General features: G+C 65.8%; 1 protein-coding gene. It reads right to left on the bottom strand.

Annotated elements, in window-relative coordinates; genetic code table 11:
• The coding region (gene tuf, locus D7V77_RS42080) for an elongation factor Tu (protein ID WP_120581740.1) at positions 1-1133 on the bottom strand (1133 nt) is incomplete at its 3' end.
• Between the last annotated feature and the right edge of the window lie 2 nt (positions 1134-1135).

A 1135-nucleotide genomic window follows, 5' to 3' on the forward strand; every position in this document is an offset into this window, starting at 1 on the left:
GCGAACCGGAGCTCCTTCTCCATCGCGACCGGGGTGATGAGCTCCACCTCGATGGCGATGTTGTCGCCCGGCATGACCATCTCGACGTTGTCCGGCAGCTTCACCGTGCCCGTCACGTCCGTGGTGCGGAAGTAGAACTGCGGACGGTACCCCTTGAAGAACGGGGTGTGACGGCCGCCCTCTTCCTTCGACAGCACGTAAATCTGCGCCTTGAACTTCGTGTGCGGCGTGATGCTGCCCGGCTTCGCCAGCACCTGGCCGCGCTCCATATCCTCGCGCTTGAGGCCACGGACCAGCGCGCCGATGTTGTCGCCCGCCCGGCCCTCGTCCAGCAGCTTGCGGAACATCTCCACGCCCGTCACCACCGTCTTCTGCGTCGCGCGCAGGCCGACGACTTCGACTTCCTCGCCCACCTTGATGATTCCGCGCTCCACGCGGCCCGTCGCCACCGTACCGCGGCCGGCGATGGAGAACACGTCTTCCACCGGCATCAGGAAGGGCTTGTCCGTCGCGCGCTGCGGCGTCGGGATGTACGCGTCCACCGCCTCCATCAGCTTCAGGATGGCCGGCTCGCCGATGTCGCTGGTGTCACCCTCCAGCGCCTTCACCGCGGAGCCGGGGATGATGGGGATGCTGTCGCCAGGGAACTCGTACTTCTTCAGCAGGTCGCGGACTTCCATCTCCACGAGCTCGCGCAGCTCGGGGTCGTCCAGCAGGTCCACCTTGTTCAGGAAGACCACGATGTAGGGCACGCCCACCTGACGGGCCAGCAGGATGTGCTCGCGCGTCTGGGGCATCGGGCCGTCCGCCGCCGACACCACCAGGATGGCGCCGTCCATCTGCGCCGCGCCCGTGATCATGTTCTTCACGTAGTCGGCGTGTCCCGGACAGTCGACGTGCGCGTAGTGACGGTTCTTCGTCTTGTACTCCACGTGCGCCGTGGAGATGGTGATGCCGCGCTCGCGCTCTTCCGGCGCCTTGTCAATCTGGTCGTACGCCAGGAACGTGGCGCCGCCCGTCTTGGCCAGCACCTTCGTGATGGCCGCCGTCAGCGACGTCTTGCCGTGGTCCACGTGCCCAATCGTTCCGATGTTCACGTGGGGCAGGCTGCGATCGAACTTTTCCTTGGACATGA

Origin of the sequence: Corallococcus sp. CA041A, assembly GCF_003612075.1 — a bacterium.
Taxonomy (GTDB): domain Bacteria; phylum Myxococcota; class Myxococcia; order Myxococcales; family Myxococcaceae; genus Corallococcus; species Corallococcus exiguus.